The 23,073-nt window shown below is 56.3% G+C and carries 12 protein-coding genes, 2 rRNA genes and 1 pseudogene; 3 read left to right on the forward strand and 12 right to left on the reverse strand.

Going from position 1 to position 23,073, the window contains the following annotated elements; all coding sequences use genetic code 11:
* Positions 1 to 66: 66 nt before the first annotated feature.
* The 8 genes and pseudogenes from dctA to bcsR form a co-directional block, all read right to left on the reverse strand.
* A complete protein-coding gene (gene dctA / locus FZF21_RS20910; RefSeq protein WP_015571524.1) occupies positions 67 to 1,353 on the reverse strand; it encodes a C4-dicarboxylate transporter DctC in 1,287 nt (428 codons plus the stop codon).
* Between the two features lie 159 nt (positions 1,354 to 1,512).
* Positions 1,513 to 3,519: a biofilm formation regulator HmsP gene (gene hmsP, locus FZF21_RS20915; protein WP_045329243.1), complete on the reverse strand. Its 2,007-nt coding sequence runs from the start codon at positions 3,517 to 3,519 to the stop codon at positions 1,513 to 1,515.
* A 120-nt stretch (positions 3,520 to 3,639) separates the two neighbouring features.
* Positions 3,640 to 7,122, reverse strand: coding sequence for a cellulose synthase complex outer membrane protein BcsC (gene bcsC / locus FZF21_RS20920; RefSeq protein WP_023304597.1), 3,483 nt, complete (start codon positions 7,120 to 7,122; stop codon positions 3,640 to 3,642).
* On the reverse strand, positions 7,104 to 8,210 hold the full coding sequence (gene bcsZ / locus FZF21_RS20925) for a cellulose synthase complex periplasmic endoglucanase BcsZ (protein ID WP_017384189.1): 1,107 nt from the start codon (positions 8,208 to 8,210) through the stop codon (positions 7,104 to 7,106). The genes bcsC and bcsZ overlap by 19 nt, the downstream gene beginning before the upstream one ends.
* A gap of 6 nt (positions 8,211 to 8,216) precedes the next feature.
* Complete coding sequence (gene bcsB, locus FZF21_RS20930; protein ID WP_072051080.1) at positions 8,217 to 10,640, reverse strand: cellulose biosynthesis cyclic di-GMP-binding regulatory protein BcsB; 2,424 nt, start codon at positions 10,638 to 10,640, stop codon at positions 8,217 to 8,219.
* Between the two features lie 10 nt (positions 10,641 to 10,650).
* On the reverse strand, positions 10,651 to 13,266 hold the full coding sequence (gene bcsA / locus FZF21_RS20935) for a UDP-forming cellulose synthase catalytic subunit (protein ID WP_149121152.1): 2,616 nt from the start codon (positions 13,264 to 13,266) through the stop codon (positions 10,651 to 10,653).
* Positions 13,263 to 14,015: a cellulose biosynthesis protein BcsQ gene (bcsQ, locus tag FZF21_RS20940; RefSeq protein WP_003861177.1), complete on the reverse strand. Its 753-nt coding sequence runs from the start codon at positions 14,013 to 14,015 to the stop codon at positions 13,263 to 13,265. Before bcsQ ends, bcsA begins: the two co-directional genes overlap by 4 nt.
* 3 nt (positions 14,016 to 14,018) lie before the next feature.
* Positions 14,019 to 14,215 (reverse strand): annotated as a pseudogene (gene bcsR / locus FZF21_RS20945) (cellulose biosynthesis protein BcsR); the annotation flags it as partial.
* Between the two features lie 174 nt (positions 14,216 to 14,389).
* Between bcsR and bcsE the strand changes: the two are divergent.
* From bcsE to bcsG, 3 genes are read left to right on the forward strand one after another with little or no spacing between them, the layout of a single operon-like run.
* Positions 14,390 to 15,952, forward strand: coding sequence for a cellulose biosynthesis c-di-GMP-binding protein BcsE (bcsE, locus tag FZF21_RS20950; protein WP_063946323.1), 1,563 nt, complete (start codon positions 14,390 to 14,392; stop codon positions 15,950 to 15,952).
* Entirely contained in the window at positions 15,949 to 16,143 is a 195-nt protein-coding gene (bcsF, locus tag FZF21_RS20955) for a cellulose biosynthesis protein BcsF (protein ID WP_006808586.1), read from the forward strand. The genes bcsE and bcsF overlap by 4 nt, the downstream gene beginning before the upstream one ends.
* Positions 16,136 to 17,815 (forward strand): cellulose biosynthesis protein BcsG, encoded by a 1,680-nt coding sequence (bcsG, locus tag FZF21_RS20960; RefSeq protein ID WP_017693804.1) that lies wholly within the window; start codon positions 16,136 to 16,138, stop codon positions 17,813 to 17,815. Before bcsF ends, bcsG begins: the two co-directional genes overlap by 8 nt.
* Positions 17,816 to 17,850: 35 nt before the next feature.
* Here bcsG and birA read toward each other — a convergent pair whose 3' ends face one another.
* From birA to FZF21_RS20980, 4 genes are all read right to left on the reverse strand, one after another.
* Positions 17,851 to 18,813 carry a bifunctional biotin--[acetyl-CoA-carboxylase] ligase/biotin operon repressor BirA gene (birA, locus tag FZF21_RS20965; protein WP_017384195.1) on the reverse strand — a complete coding sequence of 321 codons (963 nt, stop codon included), beginning with the start codon at positions 18,811 to 18,813 and terminating at the stop codon, positions 17,851 to 17,853.
* A complete protein-coding gene (murB, locus tag FZF21_RS20970; protein ID WP_045329254.1) occupies positions 18,810 to 19,838 on the reverse strand; it encodes a UDP-N-acetylmuramate dehydrogenase in 1,029 nt (342 codons plus the stop codon). The genes birA and murB overlap by 4 nt, the downstream gene beginning before the upstream one ends.
* 134 nt (positions 19,839 to 19,972) lie before the next feature.
* Positions 19,973 to 20,088 (reverse strand): 5S ribosomal RNA (gene rrf / locus FZF21_RS20975).
* 65 nt (positions 20,089 to 20,153) lie between these two features.
* Positions 20,154 to 23,058, reverse strand: a 23S ribosomal RNA gene (locus tag FZF21_RS20980).
* Positions 23,059 to 23,073 lie beyond the last annotated feature (15 nt).

Genomic DNA, 23,073 nt, shown 5'->3' on the forward strand with positions numbered 1-23,073 from the left:
GGTATGAACGGTTATTATGCGCAGGTGCCCGCATCCCCACAAGGGAATACGGGCATTTATGAGGGATTAAGAGGATAAACCGGGGGTTTTGTCCTCAGATGTACGGTTATTCAGCGTATCGTTAAGCTTCTTGTGATCCAGCTCTTTCACCCACTTCGCCACCACAATCGTCGCCACGCCATTGCCGACCAGGTTGGTTAACGCACGGGCTTCAGACATAAAGCGGTCAATACCGAGGATCAGGGCCAGGCCCGCTACCGGCAGATGGCCCACCGCCGAAATGGTGGCCGCCAGCACGATAAATCCGCTGCCCGTTACGCCCGCCGCCCCTTTTGAAGAGAGCAGAAGCACCACCAGCAGCGTAATCTGATGGAAGATATCCATGTGGCTGTTAGTGGCCTGGGCAATAAAGACCGCCGCCATCGTCAGGTATATCGAGGTGCCATCCAGGTTAAAAGAGTAGCCCGTAGGAATAACCAGCCCCACCACTGACTTACGGCAGCCCAGCTTTTCCATTTTATCGAGCATACGCGGCAGCGCGGACTCCGAAGAGGATGTGCCGAGGACAATCAGCAGCTCTTCACGAATGTAACGGATAAATTTGAAGATGCTGAAGCCGGTCGCACGGGCGATGGAGCCGAGCACCACCACCACAAACAGAATACAGGTGATGTAGAAACAGACGATCAGCTGGCCCAGCTGTACCAGCGTGCCGACGCCATATTTCCCGATGGTGAAGGCCATCGCGCCAAAGGCGCCAATTGGGGCCAGACGCATAATCATGTTGATGATGCCGAAGATCACCTGCGAGAAGCTTTCAATGACGTTAAAAATCAGCTGGCCTTTGCTGCCAAGACGGTGCAGGGCAAAGCCAAACAGCACGGCAAACAGCAGCACCTGGAGGATGTTTCCGCTGGCGAACGCGCCAATCACGCTGCTCGGGATCACGTCCAGCAGGAAGGCAACAATCCCCTGATCTTTCGCCTGTTCAGCGTAAACCGCCACCGCTTTCGCATCCAGCGTGGCCGGGTCGACGTTCATGCCCGCGCCAGGCTGTACCACGTTGACAATTATCAGGCCGATAATCAGCGCGATGGTACTGACAATCTCGAAGTACAGCAGGGCAACCGCCCCCGTACGCCCGACCGCCTTCATACTTTCCATGCCAGCGATACCGGTCACCACGGTACAGAAAATGACCGGCGCGATGATCATTTTGATGAGCTTAACGAACGCGTCGCCAAGCGGTTTCATCTGCGCGCCCAGCTCCGGGTAGTAGTGACCGAGCAGAATACCGATGGCGATGGCTGTCAGGACCTGGAAGTAAAGACTTTTGAAGAGTGAGGTTTTCATAGGGTGTCCCTGGAAAGAAAAACTACAGGCTTTGTAAGGTTATGGTTAACCTGCGGCTTTAAAATAACACCCACATAACAGGACAGAAATAAACGGGGTTCAAATTTGAAACACAAATGTTAAGAACTTTGAGCTGGCTCGCACAAGCCAGCAACAAAATTACACTTTTGCGTTATTGCCAGCGTCGGCGAGATAGCGTTGCTCAAAGATATCCGTCGGTACGGCGCGGTCAAACAGGAAGCCCTGTCCGCTCTCCACGCCCGCCGCAGCCAGCCACTCACGTTGGGCGTCGGTTTCAATACCCTCGGCAATTACGTGCAGATTCAGGCTGTGCGCCATCTGAATAATGGCCTGTACCAGGCTGCAATCCTCCGGCAGCCCTTCCACAAAGGTTTTGTCGATTTTCAGGACGTCCACCGGCAACGTTTTCATGTGCTGGAGCTGACGCAGGCCGGAATACCCCATACCGAAATCGTCCAGCGCAATGCGGATCCCGGCATTACGCAGCGGTTTCAGAATGGCGACAGCGTCGTCAGGATTGTCGATACAACGGCTCTCGGTGACTTCCAGGATCAACGTGTGGGGCTGAATGCGGTAGCGGTGGATCAACTCGAGCATCTCCGGCACCATGGTCGGGTGCATCAGCTGTAGCGCAGAGAGATTCACCGACAGCGGCAGCGTGATGCCCCGTTGTTGCCAGGCCGCAAGCTGGCGGCAGGACTCTTCCAGCACCCAGTAGCCGACGGTGACCATCAGGCCGCAGGACTCGATACGTTCGATCATCCCCTCAGGCAGCTCCCACGTGCCGTCCGGCTGTTGCATACGCAGCAACGCTTCGGCGCTGAACACTTCACCCGTGCGCAAATTGACCTGCGGCTGTAGCCAGAGGGCAAACTGGCGATTGTCCATCGCCGTCAGAATGTCGCTCTCTTCCGTCAGGCGCTGCTGGGCTTTTTCCATCTGCTCCGGATCAAAGAACTGGATCTGGTTTTTGCCTTTCCGGCGCGCGGTGAACGCGGCCGAGAAGGCCCGACGATAAAGCTGCTCGGCGGTCAGCCCCCCGTTGTACATCGCAATACCGATGCTGGCGCTCGGGCGAAGCTGGATACCCTGAATGGGCAGCCGCTCATTAATGACAGTGAGTACTTGCTGACCTAGCGTAATGGCGTGCCACGGCTCTTTAACACCGTGCGCGATCACCACCAGGTCATAGCCGCTGACCTGGGTGAGCACCATGCGCGGCGCCAGAACGGATTTCACCTTTTCCACCAGCGTCAGCAACAGCATCTCGCGCTGGCTCTCTTTCAGCACGCCCGCCGTGTCCTGCAAGGTTTCGCAGGCAATCACCATCAGCGCGGTGGTCTGCTGGCGGGCGACGGTCTGCTCCAGCAAGGCCATTAAAAACGCTTTGTTTGGCAGATCGGATACCGGAAAACGGGTGGCGTTGCTACTGAGCTCTTCCTGCTGACGCAGGACACGCTGCTGGTTGATATTGTAACTCCGGACCAGCATGCCAATTTCATCGTCGTGATGCAGGCGCGGCAAGGGAAGCTGATGCCCCATGTGCTCCTGTGGAGAGAGGTCGTTCAGCTCCCGGGCTATGCGGCGCAACGGATGCACAATTAACCGGTTGATACACCACGTCAGCGCCACGCTCAGCATTAGTGTCAAAAGTAAGTAAGTAGTCACTAACGTAGCAACCCAACTCATGACGAATTTATACATGCGGTACGAGTCGGCCTGTAGCACCAGGTAGGCCAGCGGCTGCGGGTTAGCCGGTCTTTCCAGGGAATAGAGAGGCAGGGAAATTTGCACCGGCAGTTCAAACAGGCGCATCACCATCATCGGGACGGGACGCTCCGGGATAAAGCTCATCCGTAGCGCCTGGAACTGGTTCGGCAGCACGACATCTGCGCGGCTCACGATACCGGCGGGCTGAATGCGCTTCAGGATGGATTCCGCCTCGGGGATATCCCCTTTCAGGATCGAGGCTGACAGGGGTTCCCGCACCGAGCGGGCAATACTTTCCAGTTGCGAAGCCGTGTTATAGCGATTCTGCTGTACGGAGTGAAACAGCAAAATGACGCAGAAGATGAAGACAAACAGCATTGTGACGGCAGACACCATCGCCATCTGTTTGATCGTTAAGGAACGGCTGACACGCAAAATGACTCTCCACAAAACTCGAAGCGCAGGGCGCACCAGGGTGTAAACCTGGTGCGCCCGAGTATACCCGATAGCTGCACTTTTAAGAGAGACTTACAATTAGATTAAGAAAAAATCCGATCACCAGTCTGCATAAGGCACCAGCGGTTCCGGTGGTAAGTCCATATCACCTTGCCAGCCCGCGGCAGAATACCGAACGTAGAGCAGCGCATGGCTCGGGGTATAGTCTTTTGCTTCCTGAATATCGACGCCCAGTCCGACAAACCAGTTGGACGTCACGCGGCGTTCAACAATCGCCCTTGCGGTATAACCCGTCCCTGACGAGCTACTTCCGGTTTCCATTACACCTTTATCGGTATAACGGCCTGGCTCATTGTCCGGGATCAGCCCCTGTAACGGATAACGCATCACATCTTTTGTTTTTGAATGAGACCAGGAGACGGAGCCGCCCAGCTCCCATGACCAGTTCTCTGTGCGTTTACGCCAGTTCACCGGTAAGGCGAACGACACATACTCCTGGGGACTGTAGTAACCGCCCTGGCCCAGCGAATAGCCACTTAAATCCTTATCGTAATGCCAGAGCATGTTGGACACGCCCACCGTCAGGCGTTCGTTGTTCTGATTGATGAGCTTGTAGTAATAGCCGGTCATCCAGCGGACGCGCCAGTTATCTTCGACATTCTTCCCGGTGAGGCTGTCGGCACTCAGGCTTGACCAGATCCCGTTAGCTTCGCCTTTGTCGTAGCTCATGCTCACGCCGCCACCGGTGGCACGCACGCCGCCCCAGGTGGTGTCGGTATTGGGATCTTTTTGCCCGGCGAAGGCCAGCACCGAGCTGGAAATCGGACGGCGATGGGCGTTCAGGGTGTAGCCAATCGGCCCTAAATCGTTGCTGTAGCTCAGGCTACCCACCACATCGACCACGTCGAAGCCCATCGGCGTTGTACCGATATCCCACGACCAGGTTTTGTTCTGCCAGCCGACGGCCACGCTGGCGCCGTTGGCCGACTGGTTCGTGCTGCCGTGACATGGCGTTTCGGCGCAGGTACCCCATGTCGGATCGTAGGTTCCGTTGTCGGTGTCAAAGGAACCGGCGTTCATATTGACCAGATCGCTACGGAAGAACATACGTCCGTCCGACAGCGGCGCATCAACCTGGAGCATGGTGGTGTGCGCTTTCAGGTCGGAATAGCCCCCCGTGCCGCTGGAGCCCCAGTAGTCGTGTTGCAGCGTGACGTTCAGATCCTGCTGACGATAAAGATCGCCTGCATCGCTGCGCACGCCGCGCTTCAGCCAGTCATCTTTCTCATCGTTACGCGTGAGCCGAGTAAAGCTGTCGTTATCGGTCGGACGGGTCGTTGTGATGCCCGATGAGACCATCGCATCTTTCCAGGTGTCCAGCGCCTGCTTAGGCTGACCATTTTGTGCCTGGAAACGGGCGGCATCGCGCATCACCAGCGCACTTTCCATCGAAGGCGGCTGCGATTTGGCCTGTGGAAGAATGGCGTTGAAGGTCTTTTCTGCCGCGGCACGATCACCCAGGCCAGCCTGCGCCATGGCAAGCCGGCGCTGCATATTGATCGAGAGCGGTTCGCCGTTCTGTGCCGCGGGCAGTTTCGCCAGCGCCGCGCGCGCCGCGTCCTTGTTGCCCTGGGCAAGAGAGACCTCGGTCAGGCCGAGGATCGCGTCTTCGTTCTGCGGTTCGCGTTGCAGGACGGTGTTGTAGGCGGTTTTCGCGGCCTCATGATCGCCACGCTGTTCAGCCCAGTCCGCCAGCGTCAGGTCGATACGGGTGGACGGAGGCTGCTGGCGAAGCAACGTTTCCGCCTCCTGCTCTTTTCCACTGTCGCGCAGGCGGTTGGCGGTTTCCAGCACCTGGTTACTTTGCAGGCGGTCCGCCAGCGCCTGAATGTTGCCGTTCCACTTGTCGCGCGGCAGCGTGTTCAGATGCGCCAGCGCCGCCCGGTCCTGATCGTTACCGGACAGGTACAGCCCGCTGGCGTAAACCTGATCCGGATCGCCCGGTTTCTGGCTTGCCAGCTGACGCATCAGGTTATCCGCCTGGCTGCGCTGACCCGCGCTATACAGATCGCGTGACAGTCGGTAGGTGATCCACACGTCGCCCGGGGAAAGCGCAAGGCGTCGGCGCTGAATTTCTGCGGCCTGCGCATATTTCCCCTCGCTTTCCAGCTGTTCGGCCTGGGCTGACAGCTGCTCGTTCGTCAGGCTACGTTCTATATCATCAATGCTGCGGCGCTGGCTGGCAGAGAGCGACTGAATAAACTGCGTCGCCTTCTCCGGAGACTGCGCGCGATAAATATTGGCGAGACCGCGTACCGCGTTGCTGTTGCCGCTGTCCATCCGCAACGCCTGGCGGTAATAGCGCTCGGCCGCGTCGTTATCTTTGCGCGCCGCCGCCGCATCACCGAGGCCCAGAACCGCGTAGCTGTCGGTATTGTCGATATTGCGCGCCTGCTGGTAATAGCGTTCGGCCTGGGCCGTATTGTTGGCTTTCAGGGCGTTATCCCCCTGCTGGATCAGCAGCCAGTATCGGTTGACCTTCAGCAGGCTGTCCCATTTGCCCCGGTTATCGCTCTGCGGATCGAGGGCGATCGCCTTTTCAAACTGCGCAACCGCACGCGCGCGATCGCCTTTCTGAGAATAGGCCTGCCCCAGCGCGCCTACGGCTTCACTGTCGGCGTGGTTGGCGCTGACTGCTTTTTGCAACTCCGTTACCGCTTTACTGCCCTGCCCGGCATCCACTGCGGCTAACCCTTCGGCTTTGGCGCGGAACGCCGGATCGGCAAGCTGTTTTTGCTGCGCTTCAAGCTGGGCGCGCGCCGCCGTCACGTTATCGCCATCGCTGAACACGCTCAGGTATTGTTGCAGCGCGGTAACGCTGGCGCTGCTGGCCGGCTGATCTTTGATCTGCTGGTACCACATGTCCGACGCCTGACTGCGGCCATTATTCGATTTGGCCATCTCCTGTAACACCGCAAACCCTTCATCACGCCGTCCGCTCTGGAACAAAAGCTGTGCCAGCGAGGACTGTAGCGGGACGTTGCCCGGACTGCTGGCGTTTATTTTCTTAAGCTGATTAATGGCCAGGTTGCGGCGGGCTGGCTCTTTCGCCACCACGTTCCAGTACTCCGTCGCGATGTCGCCACTGGGCGGCTTACCGTCAAACAGTTTGTCATACGCGGCAATGGCTTCCTGGGTGTGCCCGGTGGTGGCAAGCAGGCGAGCCTGCTGGAGGGCCTGGCGACCATCCGGCGTGGAGAGCAGCATGGTAGTACGGGAGGACTGATAGGCACTGGAATCGGGCGCCATTCCTTTCAGGCGATCCAGCTCTTTTTGCGCGCCCGCCGTATCGCCCTGTCGTAACAGGTAGCGGAAGCGCGCGGCAATCACGTCCGGGTTGTTGGGGTCGATCAGCTCAAGGCGATAGAGCGACTGGCGCACTAAATCCTCACGCTGGGTGGATTCCCCCAGACGGACCTGTTCCAGCAGCTGTCTCTGCTGCGGGGAGTTGGCGGCCTGGGCCAGGGGCATTAGCGCCAGGCCAAGCGATAAGGTGAGTAGATTCAGTGTGAACGTGCGCATTCCTGGCCCCAGTCCGGTAGTAATTCACCTTGCACGGTGAAACGAAAACGATGCTGATCCCACCCTTGTCCAAAGAGGGTCAGAACGTAGCTGTAATAAGCATTGTTATCGGGAAAACGATCGGCGACGTGCTGGCGTTGCACCGCTTGCGCGTCCCGGTTTTGTAAAAACGGAAGGAGGGAGGCAGAAAACCCTACCGGCCCATCTCCGGTGCGTTTCCCGGTCGCGACGTCCACTTTCTCCGGCGGCAAGCCTTGTTTGATTGTGGTGGTCGCCATGGGCTTGAAACGCGCCAGTAGTCGGGCTTTCTGCGGATCGTTATCGTTCATCATCCCTACCCACAGATAGACGCGAATCGCATCGTAGCTGCCGATCAGGGATGCATCCTGCGACAGCTGCCAGCCGCCCTTTTTCTGGTATTTCACCCAGTTCGGGGAAAATCCTTTAGGCGCGGTCTCCAGCAGCAGACGCAGGTTGGTTTCACGGAGCGTCGTCCACGGCGCGCCAAAACGGGTGAAATAGCTCGCAAGCTGCGGCGGTAGGTAGCTGGGGTTGAAGCGCCAGACACTCTCTTCGGCAAAACCGACTTTACCCGGCAGCAGCATAGAACCCAGCCCCGGCACCTTCACCACTTCCTCACTGGCAATGCGCGTCAACAGCGCCTTACCCGTGCGCGTGTAATCGGGATTTTTCCACAGCCGCCCGGCTTCCAGCAGCGACCAGGCAATCCAGATATCGGCATCAGACGCGGAGTTAGGGTCGATAACCGCCCAGGTTTCGTCGTCCTTTTTCCCCCACAGCCAGGCCGGGAGATGTTGGGTTAAATCTCCCTCGGCAAGGTTATCGCGCGTCCATGCCAGCAGCAGATCGAACGCCTTGCGATCGTTTGCCGCGAGGGCAAAGAACAGTCCGTAGCTTTGCCCTTCGGAGGTGGTGATTTTGCGCGCGTCACTGGGATCAATGACGCGTCCACTTTCGCTCATATAATCCTGCTTGAACGTCTCCCAGGCAGGCCAGCGACAGGCGGCGTGAAGATTCGCCGCCGCCAGCATCAACGCTGCGACTACACACCCGCGAAAGATTTTCATCACCGCTTACTCATGGTCCGGGTTAAGACGACGACGGCTGATGATTCGCAGCAGACGCCACAGTACCCACGCCAGCAGTACAACGCTGAGCGCAGCCAGCACGGCCAGCAACACCGGGTGGTTAGACAGGGCGTACCACAGGCGTTCGAACCACGGCAGATGACCGACGTAGTAGACATCCCCCACGCGCAGGCTGTTTACCCCCGACTCACGGATCACCGAGACGGAACCGAACATTGCCGCCCGTTTACCGCTGTCGTTCATGGCCGTGTTGAGTAGCTCATACCCGCGCGGGCTGTCCGCCAGCAGGGCGATAACGCTGCGCTGGTCGTTATACGGCGACTGGAAGCCGACAATCGCGGCCATCGGACCCGTTGAGCTTACGGTCGTCCTGATATTGGCCTGACGATCGCCGCTGTCCGGCATGATGCTCGGGAACTCGGTCTGACGCAGCGGCGTGTTAACCCACGACTGAGCCGCCTGCACCAGCAGATCGACGCGCTTCTCGTCTTTCAGCTTGTCCGGAATGTTGCCGATGACCATGATATCGGCATCTTTGTTCTGGATCTGGCTCCCGTCATCCGTCACCGTCACGTTGATAGCCGGCAAGCCGGTTTGCGCCCCGACGGTGCCCATGGTGTCCAGCAGCGTGGTAACCTGGCCTTCGTTGGCCGCTTTTGGCATCACGACAATCGATTCAGAGAGGTCTGCCATGCGGCTGAACGGGAAGCTGGCGTTAGCAAAGGCACGCAGATCCGGCATCGCAATAAAGTGGTAATACTTCGAGAAGTCGATCGTGGAATCATCGCCAATCACCACGTGGTTTTGCACCGGCTGGAAGGTAATACAGTTTTCCACCGATCCACCCGGCATGGGGTTCATATACTGGAAGTTAAACCGCAGCTGGTTCACCGCACCGAGCTTCAGCGCCGGGATCGACACATCGGTTTTGCCATCCAGCAGCCCCTGTAATACAGGCAGACGAAGCATCAACCGGTTTGTCTCCTGGCTGCTGGTCAGGCTGAACGATTGCAGGAACTGGTTGTTGAGGCTGATATCCATGCGCGAGCTGTCTTTGGTCGCCGGCGCGGTGTAACGGTAGTTCAGATTGATATCAATGCCGTTGGTGCGCAGCAGATAGAGATCCGGCGGCAGGTTCAGCGACAGGCTGACAGGAGAAGGTTCAAGCCCGGTTGACTGCAATTGCTCTTCATAGGTTTTCAGTTCGCCAAAGGTGATGGCCCGGTCGGTACGTACCCAGTTCGGCGCATCATAAGGCTTACGTGCCAGCAGCGGTTTCACCTCGTCCACCACAACGCTGTTACCGCGGAACAGGATATTCCCCTGCGCAATGCCTTTCGCCGCCTGCACCAGATCTTTGTCATCACGGCCGAAGATCACCAACAGCTTCACGTACGGATTGTCCGGATGGCTGATCATCTCGATGGTGGGCGCTTTCACCTCCGGATGGTCACGCAGGAAAGCCGGACGTTTGGCGTTGGTGGCAAACACGATCGCGTTTTTGTCCGGCATTTTGTCGTACATGACCGGGAAACTTTGACCACGCCAGCCGGAGCGGGAACCAAACCAGGATGCCACGATAGAGGCCGCCAGCTGTTCGGTCACATCGGGAGAGCCGGCAAAGACCATCGGCAGGTTCAGCGGACGGTTATCACGCGGGTCGAAGAACGGCACCGGGAAGGCGGAGAGATCGTTTTTCAACGCCAGCGGCTGATAGGTCATCTGAAGCGAAGAGTTACGCCCGACATCCAGCCACAGGGTGCTGCTGGCCGGGTTTTCACAGACATCGCGGTAGTGGCCGACAAACTCCAGACGCACGCGGTTAAAGTCGCTGATAAACAGCGGATTAATCGGCACCTGAGCCAGGGTTTTCTTACCCAGTTGCTCTTTGGTGACGGGCAGGACGTCCATCAGCTCGTCATTCAGATAGACCTTAAGCTGGGACTGCACCGGCAGCAGCGACGGCGATGGGGTGTATTCCAGGTTGAGCATCGCTTTCGACACGACTTCATCGCTGCGCATACCGAATTCGATACCGCCATTTGGGTTGATGCCGCGCAGAACCATGCTGCCCGGAGGAGGCGCGATCTGGGCAAACGTCAGCTTAACGTCACGCGACGGCGTATTTTCGGCAACCACCGGCGCACTGGCTCCCGGCACGCCAGGCATGACCTGCCCAACCACCGGGTTGTCGGCGGGCAGCGTATTCCCCGTCGTCGGCTGATTCGGGACAACGTTCTCCGTCTGCCCCGGCGCGGCCGTCACAACCGGATCGGTCGCTTGCGCGACGACAGGCACCGTTGGCGCGGGCGTGGTCGCTGCGTTATCAGGCGCTGCGTTAGCCACTGTTGCAGGGAGCGCACTCATCCCCATTGCCACTGCACATAACCAGGAAAGTTTTGTTTTCATCGCGTTATCATCATTGTTGAGCCATAACCGGGTCCGCCTGCTTCGCTTCATCTCGCTCAGGTCGACGCGGAATGAACGACACGACCCAGGAAACCAGTGAAGTAAGTGACCGGAAAATTAATTTCACCGACGACGGGGCAAATTCTGCAAGGTGACGATAGCCACGGAACCCCAGCTTAAGAATATCCAGCAGGCTTTCCAGAGGCTTATCCTCAGGGAAGCTGTCCTGCCAGAGAGCCCACGTATCCGCGCGGGCAAACGTACACTGCACAAAATCAATGTGTTGCTTTTTAGTCAGCGGCATCAGTTGCAGACCCACTTCATTTCCTCCCACACGCACCACCTGCGTCGGGAAGACATACTCCTGCTGGCCGCGCTTAAGCAGTAGGTTGACCTTCTGCCCCTCCAGCACCTTCGCCTGACCGTTGATCTTGATACCCAGACCGCCATCCGAAAAGTCATGAACGGTACAGGAGAAGAGATGTCCATCGTCGCGGGCAATGGCCGCTGGCATGCTGATTTCGACGCGATGCGCACGGCGAACCTGTTTGCTCTCCACCGATACCGCCACCGCGCCACCTAGGATAATCAGGTTATAAAACACCCACGCCATACTCACGAAGACCGTCAGAATTTCGTTTTCCGGGCCGTAGAAGTAGCGCCAGATCCCAACAATCACGCCCACAATATTCAGCAGCACCAGGAAGATATAGGGCCGGGAGATCACCCAGTCAACATACTCCTCTTCCACCAGCCCGCCCTTCGCGGTGACGTTGAATTTCCCTTTATGCGGGTTAATCAGCGCCACCATGGTTGGCGGCGCGATGTACCAGGCCAGCACCGTTTCGTAAATTTCACTCCAGAAGGAGTGGCGATATTTCCCCTGAATCTTCGAGTTCGTCAGGCTGGCGTGGATCATGTGCGGCAGAACGAACAGGGCAATCATCAGCGCAGGCGCATAGATGATGTAAGCGTGAAGGAGCAGGAACGCCAGCGGCGCAGTGAGGAAGATAAGCCGTGGAATACCGGACAGGAAGTGGAACATGGCGTTGACGTAGCACAGCCGTTGCGCCAGCTTCAGCCCTTTACCCATCAGCGGGTTATCGAGCCTGAAAATTTGCACCATGCCGCGGGCCCAGCGAATACGCTGGCCGATGTGCGCCGACAGGGATTCCGTGGCCAGCCCCGCCGCCTGAGGAATGCGCATGTAGGCGGAGGTATAGCCAAGACGGTGCAGACGCAGCGAGGTGTGCGCATCTTCCGTGACCGTCTCGACGGCGATCCCGCCAATTTCATCCAGCGGTTTCCGGCGGATCACCGCACAGGAGCCGCAGAAGAACGTTGCGTCCCACATGTCGTTCCCGTCCTGCACGAGTCCATAGAACAGCGTGCCCTCGTTCGGGGTTTTACGAAAACGGCCGAGGTTACGTTCAAACGGGTCCGGCGAGAAGAAGTGGTGCGGCGTCTGCATCATCGCCAGCTCTTTCTCCTTCAGGAACCAGCCCATGGTCATTTGCAGGAACGAGCGCGTTGGCACGTGGTCGCAGTCGAAAATAGAGACGAACTCCCCTTTGGCATATTTCAGCGCATTGTTGATGTTACCGGCTTTCGCGTGTTCATGCGTGGTACGGGCGATGTACTCTACCCCCACTTCGTCCGCGAACTGGCGGAACTCGGCACGGCCACCGTCATCGAGGATCCAGATTTTGATTTTATCCTTCGGCCAGTCGATACCCAGCGCGGCGTAAATGGTGTTTTTTACCACCGACAGATCTTCGTTGTAGGTCGGCACGAAAAGGTCAACCGTAGGCCACTGGGTCGTGTCTTTTGGCAGCGGCACCGGCTGTCGATTCAGCGGCCAGATAACCTGGAAGTAACCCAGCACCAGCACGATCCAGGCGTAAGTCTCAGCAAACAGCAGGACTAAGCCGCACACCAGGCTGACCGGGTCGTCCCAGTTCAGCGTTGAGGTATATCGCCACCAGATGTAGCGGCAGGAAACGGTCAGCGATAGCACAATCAGCATCAGGGCAGAAAAACGCCCTGGTATGCGCCGCACCAGCAGCGCCACGCCCCACAGCAGGATCAGGAAGGTGAACTGCGCCAGCGGATTGAAGGGCTGGGTAATACAGACCAGCGCAAGAATCAGCGAGAACACCACAACCACGCCGAGAATAAAACGCCGCAAGCCCGGGTGTAGGTGCCCGAGCTCTTTGTGGTTATCTAAATGACCCGTTTTGTCGCCCACCCGGTCAGGTAGCCGGTCAAGCCACTGGTGGTAGTGTTCACGCAGGTTCTGCACACGATCGAAGCTGCGCCAGCGGGACGTTTTTTTCTCCGCGCCCGTTGAGGTCGTTAGTAGCCAGATGGACTGAATAGCGTAGCGCGCGGGATCCAGCGGACGCGGCTTGTCAGGGTTGATATGCGGATAGAGTTCACCGTGGCGCGCACGAATGCGTTGCCAGCGGGGATGTTCGAGGGGGATGAACATCCACGCCAGAATCATCCACAAACAGCCCAGCGCAGCGCTCAGCGACGAGGCGCCGTGATGACGGTAATGGCGGTAGCGTTCACTTAAGCGCGAACTGACCGGCGGAATGAGCAGCCAGTTAGTCAGGCGGCTCATACTGAACTCCCGGCAGGCTCCGGCCGTTTAGCAAAGTGCAGCAGACACCAGTTGGCCAGCGTCAGGATCTCTTCCGCCGCCAGTGAATCGCTACGGTACTCCCCGAGAGGTTGTTTGGACGCAAGGCACTCCGCCATCGCTTCGTCACGATGGATCACCATCGGCAACAGGCGGCGCTGACTCTGGAGCCAGACCTGGTAGAGATCGTCCTGGATCTGGCTGCCAATGCGCAGATCGTTGATCAGAATATGTGCATTGGCAGGCATCGGCTGCTGATGCAGACGGATATGACAATTCGCATCTACGTTCGCGATGGAGAGCACATGGTCGCACTGCGCCAGCAGCTGGCGGGTCAGCGACGCGGCACCGTGCGGCAGGTCCAGTAGGATCCACTGATAGTGCCCGCTCTCTTTCAGGCTCTGCAATGCGGTGATGAAGCGAGAGAACAGGCGCTGGTACGCGGCTTCATTCCCGCGCTCGGTTTCGGTCAATTGACCAAAGGGAAGCAAATCGAGCTGGGAGGTATAACGCAAACCCGCATCCCGCCAGTCTTTATCGTCCAGAAGCGCGCGTCCCCAGCCGTTTGCATGCGTAAAGTCGACATTGAATGACATGCGCAGCAAATTATCGGAACAGGCATCAATGACCAGTACCGATTCACCTAATACCTGCAATGACCACGCCAGCGCCGCGGTAACGGAAGTTGTACCCACCCCACCACGGACGCCCTGTAATCCTAGTACAGCCATCAATGGCTTCCTTATTGTTGTTGGGCAAACTCAGCTAATAACGGCCAACGTTTAATAGCCGCCGCCAACTGTTCACGCTGGGAAATATCGGTGTAATCTATTTCAGGCAAAGAAAAAGCCTGCGTGAGTGCCAAAAAATCGTTCTGGAATGTGTAACCCAGACTTGAGTCGACTGGGGTTGCGGGTTCGTTATTTTGCATTCTTTTTTCATCCCTTTGAGTAAAATCATAAGATTCAGATGCAGCGAGGCGTCCTGCCCATTAAATTTCATTTACATGCTAAATCTGATGTTCTTTAATTTCAATGTTAGGTTTATTTCTACGCTTTCGCTAGTAAACTGAGAGACATAGAAATTCGACGAAAAGAGGGACACCGTGGACTCCATATTTTCTATTGGCATCCAGTCATTATGGGACGAATTGCGCCACATGCCAGTCGGAGGAGTCTGGTGGGTTAATACGGATCGTAATGAAGATGCCATCAGTCTGGTAAACCAGACGATAGCGGCGCAGGGGAAGGATTCCCGCGTGGCCGTCATTACGATGGGCGAAGAGCCGAAGTCAATCATCAGGCTCGACAGTGACCGTGGACCCCAGACAGTACGATTATTTTCCATGCCTGCGGAGGCTGACAGTCTATACTTTTTACCCCGCGATATTCAGTGTTCTATTGTTCCTGAACACTATTTACTGATTCTAAAATGCTCTAATAACGGCCTGCAAAATATCCCGTCTGAAAAACTGCTGAAATGGCTGGGAAGAATCAACAGATGGGCAAAAAATCAAAATTGCACCTTATTGGTTGTTAACCCAGGCAGTAATAATGACAAGCTTTTTTCACTTTTAATGAGTGAATACCGTTCCCTCTATGGCCTGGCCAGTATTCGTGTCCAGACCGACAGCCATCTTTACGACGTGGCTTTCTGGTGCAATGAAAAAGGGGTGAGCTCCCGACAACAACTTACACTCAAACAAGTCGGGGATGAGTGGCATCTTGCTCAACAGGAAGAGACGGTAGTTCAGCCACGCAGTGATGAAAAACGTGTTCTGAGCCATATTGCGGTACTGGAAGGTGCGCCTGCACTGTCTGAGCACTGGTCACTGTTCGATACCAATGAAGCCTTATTTGATGAGGCGCGCACCACGCAGGCGGCGACTATTATCTTCTCGTTGATCCAGAATAACCAAATCGAAACGCTGGCAAGGCACATTCACACATTACGTCGCCAGCGCGGCAGCGCGTTAAAAATTGTGGTGCGTGAAAATAATACCAGCCTGCGCGCCACCGATGAGCGCTTATTACTGGGCTGCGGCGCGAATATGGTCATTCCGTGGAATGCTCCCCTGTCGCGCTGTCTGACGCTGATCGAAAGCATCCAGGGCCAGCAGTTTAATCGACATGTTCCGGAAGATATCAGCACCCTGCTTTCAATGACGCAGCCGATGAAACTGCGCGGCTACCAGAAATGGGACACCTTCTGCGATGCGGTGGGCAACATGATGAGCAATACGCTGTTACCGGCAGACGGAAAAGGGGTGATGGTTGCCCTGCGCCCCGTGCCGGGTATTCGCGTTGAGCAGGCGCTCACTCTGTGCCGCCCTAACCGTATCGGGGACATCATGACCATTGGCGATAACCGCCTGGTGCTGTTCCTCTCCTTCTGCCGGGTGAACGATCTGGATACTGCGCTTAACCATATCTTCCCGCTTCCTACCGCGGATATCTTCTCGAACCGTATGGTCTGGTTTGAAGATAACCTGATCGCGGCTGAGCTTGTCCAGATGCGTGCCCTGCCACCTGAAAAGTGGGCCAAACCGTTGCCTGTCACAAGCGGCGCCAAACCGGTTCTGAACGCGAAACATGACGGGCATGTCTGGCGACGGGTACCCGAGCCGCTACGCTTACTGGATGAGAACAAGGAGAGCGCGCCATTATGAATATCAGCGATATCATCCAACTGGTTGTTCTGTGCGCGCTGATTTTTTTGCCGCTTGGCTACTATGCACGCCATTCCCTGCGCCGTATTCGCGATACGGTCAGATTACTGTTCGTCAAACCTCGCTATATTAAACCCGCCGGAACACTGACTCGCGCTCCGAACGTCAAGGCAAACCGAAAACATGACTAATTCTACCTATACCTCTTCGGCGCCCTCGCCACTCTGGCAATACTGGCGCGGCCTGTCCGGCTGGAATTTCTACTTTCTGGTGAAGTTTGGTCTGCTGTGGGCAGGCTATCTTAATTTCCACCCTCTGCTTAACCTGGTGTTTATGGCATTCCTGCTGATGCCAATCCCGAACTTCAGGCTGCACCGTATACGTCACTGGGTCGCTATCCCCATCGGTTTCGCCCTGTTCTGGCATGATACCTGGCTGCCCGGCCCTGAAAGCATCATGAGCCAGGGCTCCCAGGTCGCAGGTTTCAGTGCGGACTATATGCTCGATCTGGTTGAGCGCTTTATTAACTGGCAGATGATTGGCGCGGTATTTGTCCTGCTGGTCGCCTGGCTGTTCCTGTCTCAGTGGATCCGGGTGACGGTGTTTGTCGTCGCGATTATGATCTGGCTTAACGTCCTGACGCTGACGGGCCCGAGCTTCTCGCTGTGGCCAGCCGGTCAGCCGACAACAACCGTTACCACCACGGGTGGTTCCGCCGCCGCGACCGTTGCGACAGCAGGGGATACGCCTGTGGTTGGGGATATTCCTGCGCAGACTGCACCGCCGACATCCACTAACCTGAACGCGTGGCTCTCCAGTTTTTACGCTGCGGAAGATAAGCGTCAGACGAAATTCCCGGACGCGCTGCCTGCCGATGCTCAGCCGTTTGAGCTGCTGGTCATTAACATCTGTTCTCTGTCCTGGGCTGACGTTGACGCGGCTGGTTTGATGTCGCACCCGCTGTGGTCGCATTTCGATATTCAGTTTAAGGACTTCAACTCGGCCACGTCGTACAGCGGCCCGGCGGCTATCCGCCTGCTGCGCGCCAGCTGCGGACAGCCTTCGCATAAGAACCTCTACCAGCCGGCAGCTAACCAGTGTTATCTGTTTGATAACCTCGCAAAACTGGGCTTTACCCAGCACCTGATGATGGGCCATAACGGTCAGTTCGGTAACTTCCTGAAAGAAGTGCGTGAACAGGGTGGCATGCAGGCCCCGCTGATGGACCAGAAAGGGCTGCCGGTAACGTTGCTGGGCTTTGATGGCTCGCCAGTGTATGACGATACCGCCGTGCTTCAGCGCTGGTTAGATACCGTCGGCAAAGAGGAAGGGACACGTAGTGCGACGTTCTATAACACGCTGCCGCTGCACGACGGGAACCATTATCCCGGCGTGAGTAAAACGGCCGATTATAAGGCCCGTGCTCAGAAGTTCTTTGACGAGCTGAACGCGTTCTTCAACGAGCTGGAAAAATCAGGTCGCAAAGTGATGGTGGTGGTGGTACCAGAACACGGAGGGGCGCTGAAAGGCGACAGGATGCAGGTGTCTGGTCTGCGCGATATCCCAAGCCCGTCCATCACTAACGTTCCGGCCGGGATTAAGTTCTTTGGCATGAAGGCGCCGCATCAGGGAGCGCCCATTGAAATCACCCAGCCAAGCAGCTATCTGGCTATCTCGGAACTGGTTGCTCGCGCTGTAGACGGTAAGCTGTTTGTGGAAGATAGCGTGAACTGGGATCAGCTCACCAGCGGGCTGCCGCAGACGGCGGAGGTATCGGAAAACGCCAATGCGGTGGTGATCCAGTATCAGAATAAGCCTTATGTCCGACTGAATGCCGGGGATTGGGTGCCGTATCCGCAGTGATGACCTGCTACACCCTCTCCCCTGTGGGGAGAGGGTTACTCCGCACTTCGTAACGAAATTTCACCGCCCACCCAGGGCTTAATCACGCCATCCTGTTCAAGAAGCAACGCGCCCTGCGCGTCAATGCCGCGTGATGTGCCGTAAATCTCTTTATCCCCAATCAGCAGCTTCACCGGTCGGTTAATAAAGTTATCCAGTTTTTCCCAGCGGGACAGGAATGGCGCTAACCCCTCTTGTTCAAAGAGCGTAAGCGAACTACGCAACTCATTGATCATGCGGACGGCAAGCGTATTGCGATCGATGGTGATCCCCGCTTCCTGCAAGTTGGTCCAGGCCTGGTTCACGACATCGTTCTGCACGTTTCGCATCACCATGTTCAGTCCCGCCCCAATGACGATCTGTGCGGCATCGCCTGTTTTTCCCGTCAGTTCAACCAGGATCCCCGCCAGCTTTCGATCGTTGAGATACAGATCGTTGGGCCATTTTACCCGCACCTGATCGGCACCCAGATCGTGCAGCACCTCTGCCATCACAATGCCGATGACCAGGCTCAGCCCGATGGCCGCAGCTGGCCCCTGTTCAAGCCGCCAGTACATGGAAAGGTAGAGGTTGGCGCCAAATGGTGAGAACCACTTACGCCCCCGGCGGCCACGTCCTGCCTGTTGGTACTCGGCAACGCAGGCATCACCGGATTTCAGCTCGCTCAGGCGATCCAGCAGATACTGGTTCGTCGAATCAATGACCGGCAATACCGCGACGTTACCGTGCCCAATCTGGCTGCGGATGACCTCTTCATTCAGTAACTGGATCGGTTCCGGCAGGCTGTAGCCTTTTCCCGGCACCGTAAACACATCCACGCCCCAGTCGCGGAGCGTTTGAATATGCTTATTGATCGCAGCACGGCTCATGCCCAGCTGTTCGCCCAGCTGCTCGCCAGAATGAAACTCGCCATCGGCAAGGATACCGATGAGAGTTAACGGAATAGTATTGTCCTTCACGCAATGGTCTCCACGGCATTCACTTCGCCCGTTCGGCCAATAAAGCGAACTTCAGGCTCCAGCCAGACGTTGAATTTTTCGCCCACGCGCTGGCGAACATGATGCGCCAGGTTGACGATATCCTCACTTGTCGCGTTGGACTGGTTGATCAGTACCAGCGCCTGCTGACGATGAACAGCAGCGCCACCAAGAGTCGTACCTTTTAATTCACACTGATCGATAAGCCAGCCTGCGGCCAGCTTCACGCTACCATCCGCCTGAGGATAATGCGGGGCCGTTGGCCAGCCGGCGAGAAACGCTTTTGCATTTTCGCTGCTGATCACCGGGTTTTTGAAGAAACTACCCGCATTTCCGTTTACTTTCGGGTCCGGGAGCTTGGTCATTCGCATGTGGCAAACGGAATCAAATACCTCACGCGGTGTGACGGTAGCCGGGTCGAGACGGGTCAGATCGCCGTAAGTCAGAGCGGGTTTCCAGGCTTTCGCCAGGCACAGGCCAACGGCCACAATGACGAAACGATCCTGATAGTCGTGCTTGAAAATGCTGTCGCGATAGCCAAAGCGGCACTGCTCTGCGGTCAGGCGCTTCGCCGTTCCGGTCGCGAGTTCGATGCAGTCGACATATTCGCAGACGTGTTTCAGTTCGATGCCGTAGGCACCGATGTTTTGAATAGGAGATGATCCTGCACAGCCCGGGATCAGAGCCAGGTTTTCCAGCCCTGGCATCCCTTTTTCAAGGGTATATTGCACCAGATGGTGCCAGTTCTCGCCAGCACCCACGTGTAAATGCCAACTGTCAGCGCTCTCTTTACGCTCAATCCCCATGATGCGATTGACGATTACCGTCCCCGCAAAATCATCGAGAAACAGGACATTACTTCCTTCGCCCAGAATAAGTACGGGTTCACCGTTTTCTGTTGCGTTTTGCCATGCATTCAGCAACTGCTGAGCACTGTCGGCACGTACAATTTGATTAGCATTCCGTTGAATACCAAAGGTATTCCAGGGCTTAAGGGAGTGATTCATAGACGCTATCCTGATGCAAAAACCGGGATAGTTTACCGTATATATGGGGGGATAGGTGATTTGTTTATGGAAAGGAAGCAGGTGCAGAAACGCAAAAAGGCCATCCTTCCGGATGGCCTCTTCACTTGATTGATGCCTGGCAGTTCCCTACTCTCACATGGGGAGACCCCACACTACCATCGGCGCTACGGCGTTTCACTTCTGAGTTCGGCATGGGGTCAGGTGGGACCACCGCGCTAAAGCCGCCAGGCAAATTCTGTTAATCTGTATCAGGCTGAAAATTTCGTCTCTTCGCCAAAACACCTTCGGCGTTGTAAGGTTAAGCCTCACGGTTCATTAGTATCGGTTAGCTCAACGCATCGCTGCGCTTACACACCCGACCTATCAACGTCGTCGTCTTCAACGTTCCTTCAGGAGACTTAAAGTCTCAGGGAGAACTCATCTCGGGGCAAGTTTCGTGCTTAGATGCTTTCAGCACTTATCTCTTCCGCATTTAGCTACCGGGCAGTGCCATTGGCATGACAACCCGAACACCAGTGATGCGTCCACTCCGGTCCTCTCGTACTAGGAGCAGCCCCCCTCAATTCTCCAGCGCCCACGGCAGATAGGGACCGAACTGTCTCACGACGTTCTAAACCCAGCTCGCGTACCACTTTAAATGGCGAACAGCCATACCCTTGGGACCTACTTCAGCCCCAGGATGTGATGAGCCGACATCGAGGTGCCAAACACCGCCGTCGATATGAACTCTTGGGCGGTATCAGCCTGTTATCCCCGGAGTACCTTTTATCCGTTGAGCGATGGCCCTTCCATTCAGAACCACCGGATCACTATGACCTGCTTTCGCACCTGCTCGCGCCGTCACGCTCGCAGTCAAGCTGGCTTATGCCATTGCACTAACCTCCTGATGTCCGACCAGGATTAGCCAACCTTCGTGCTCCTCCGTTACTCTTTGGGAGGAGACCGCCCCAGTCAAACTACCCACCAGACACTGTCCGCAACCCGGGTAACGGGTCTACGTTAGAACACCAGCCATTAAAGGGTGGTATTTCAAGGTTGGCTCCACGCAGACTGGCGTCCACGCTTCAAAGCCTCCCACCTATCCTACACATCAAGGACCAGTGTTCAGTGTCAAGCTATAGTAAAGGTTCACGGGGTCTTTCCGTCTTGCCGCGGGTACACTGCATCTTCACAGCGAGTTCAATTTCACTGAGTCTCGGGTGGAGACAGCCTGGCCATCATTACGCCATTCGTGCAGGTCGGAACTTACCCGACAAGGAATTTCGCTACCTTAGGACCGTTATAGTTACGGCCGCCGTTTACCGGGGCTTCGATCAAGAGCTTCGCGTTGCCGCTAACCCCATCAATTAACCTTCCGGCACCGGGCAGGCGTCACACCGTATACGTCCACTTTCGTGTTTGCACAGTGCTGTGTTTTTAATAAACAGTTGCAGCCAGCTGGTATCTTCGACTGATTTCAGCTCCGCCCGCAGGGGCTTCACCTACACATCAGCGTGCCTTCTCCCGAAGTTACGGCACCATTTTGCCTAGTTCCTTCACCCGAGTTCTCTCAAGCGCCTTGGTATTCTCTACCTGACCACCTGTGTCGGTTTGGGGTACGATTTCGTGTTACCTGATGCTTAGAGGCTTTTCCTGGAAGCAGGGCATTTATCACTTCAGCACCGTAGTGCCTCGTCATCACACCTCAGCGTTAACAAGGTACCGGATTTACCTGGAACCTCCGCCTACATGCTTAAACCGGGACAACCGTCGCCCGGCTGACATAGCCTTCTCCGTCCCCCCTTCGCAGTAACACCAAGTACAGGAATATTAACCTGTTTCCCATCGACTACGCCTTTCGGCCTCGCCTTAGGGGTCGACTCACCCTGCCCCGATTAACGTTGGACAGGAACCCTTGGTCTTCCGGCGAGCGGGCTTTTCACCCGCTTTATCGTTACTTATGTCAGCATTCGCACTTCTGATACCTCCAGCATGCCTCACAGCACACCTTCAACGGCTTACAGAACGCTCCCCTACCCAACAACACATAGTGTCGCTGCCGCAGCTTCGGTGCATGGTTTAGCCCCGTTACATCTTCCGCGCAGGCCGACTCGACCAGTGAGCTATTACGCTTTCTTTAAATGATGGCTGCTTCTAAGCCAACATCCTGGCTGTCTGTGCCTTCCCACATCGTTTCCCACTTAACCATGACTTTGGGACCTTAGCTGGCGGTCTGGGTTGTTTCCCTCTTCACGACGGACGTTAGCACCCGCCGTGTGTCTCCCGTGATAACATTCTTCGGTATTCGTAGTTTGCATCGGGTTGGTAAGCCGGGATGGCCCCCTAGCCGAAACAGTGCTCTACCCCCGAAGATGAATTCACGAGGCGCTACCTAAATAGCTTTCGGGGAGAACCAGCTATCTCCCGGTTTGATTGGCCTTTCACCCCCAGCCACAGGTCATCCGCTAATTTTTCAACATTAGTCGGTTCGGTCCTCCAGTTAGTGTTACCCAACCTTCAACCTGCCCATGGCTAGATCACCGGGTTTCGGGTCTATACCCTGCAACTTAACGCCCAGTTAAGACTCGGTTTCCCTTCGGCTCCCCTATACGGTTAACCTTGCTACAGAATATAAGTCGCTGACCCATTATACAAAAGGTACGCAGTCACCCCATAAAGAGGCTCCCACTGCTTGTACGTACACGGTTTCAGGTTCTTTTTCACTCCCCTCGCCGGGGTTCTTTTCGCCTTTCCCTCACGGTACTGGTTCACTATCGGTCAGTCAGGAGTATTTAGCCTTGGAGGATGGTCCCCCCATATTCAGACAGGATACCACGTGTCCCGCCCTACTCTTCGAGTTCACAGCAAGTGTGCTTTCGTGTACGGGACTATCACCCTGTACCGTCGGACTTTCCAGACCGTTCCACTAACACACAAGCTGATTCAGACTCCGGGCTGCTCCCCGTTCGCTCGCCGCTACTGGGGGAATCTCGGTTGATTTCTTTTCCTCGGGGTACTTAGATGTTTCAGTTCCCCCGGTTCGCCTCGTTAACCTATGTATTCAGTTAACGATAGTGCAACGGATTGCACTGGGTTTCCCCATTCGGACATCGCCGGGTCAAGGGTTCATATCACCTCGCCGGCGCTTTTCGCAGATTAGCACGTCCTTCATCGCCTCTGACTGCCAGGGCATCCACCGTGTACGCTTAGTCGCTTAACCTCACAACCCGAAGAT

The organism is Enterobacter sp. LU1, assembly GCF_008271405.2.
In the GTDB taxonomy this organism is placed as follows: Bacteria; Pseudomonadota; Gammaproteobacteria; order Enterobacterales; family Enterobacteriaceae; genus Enterobacter; species Enterobacter hormaechei_C.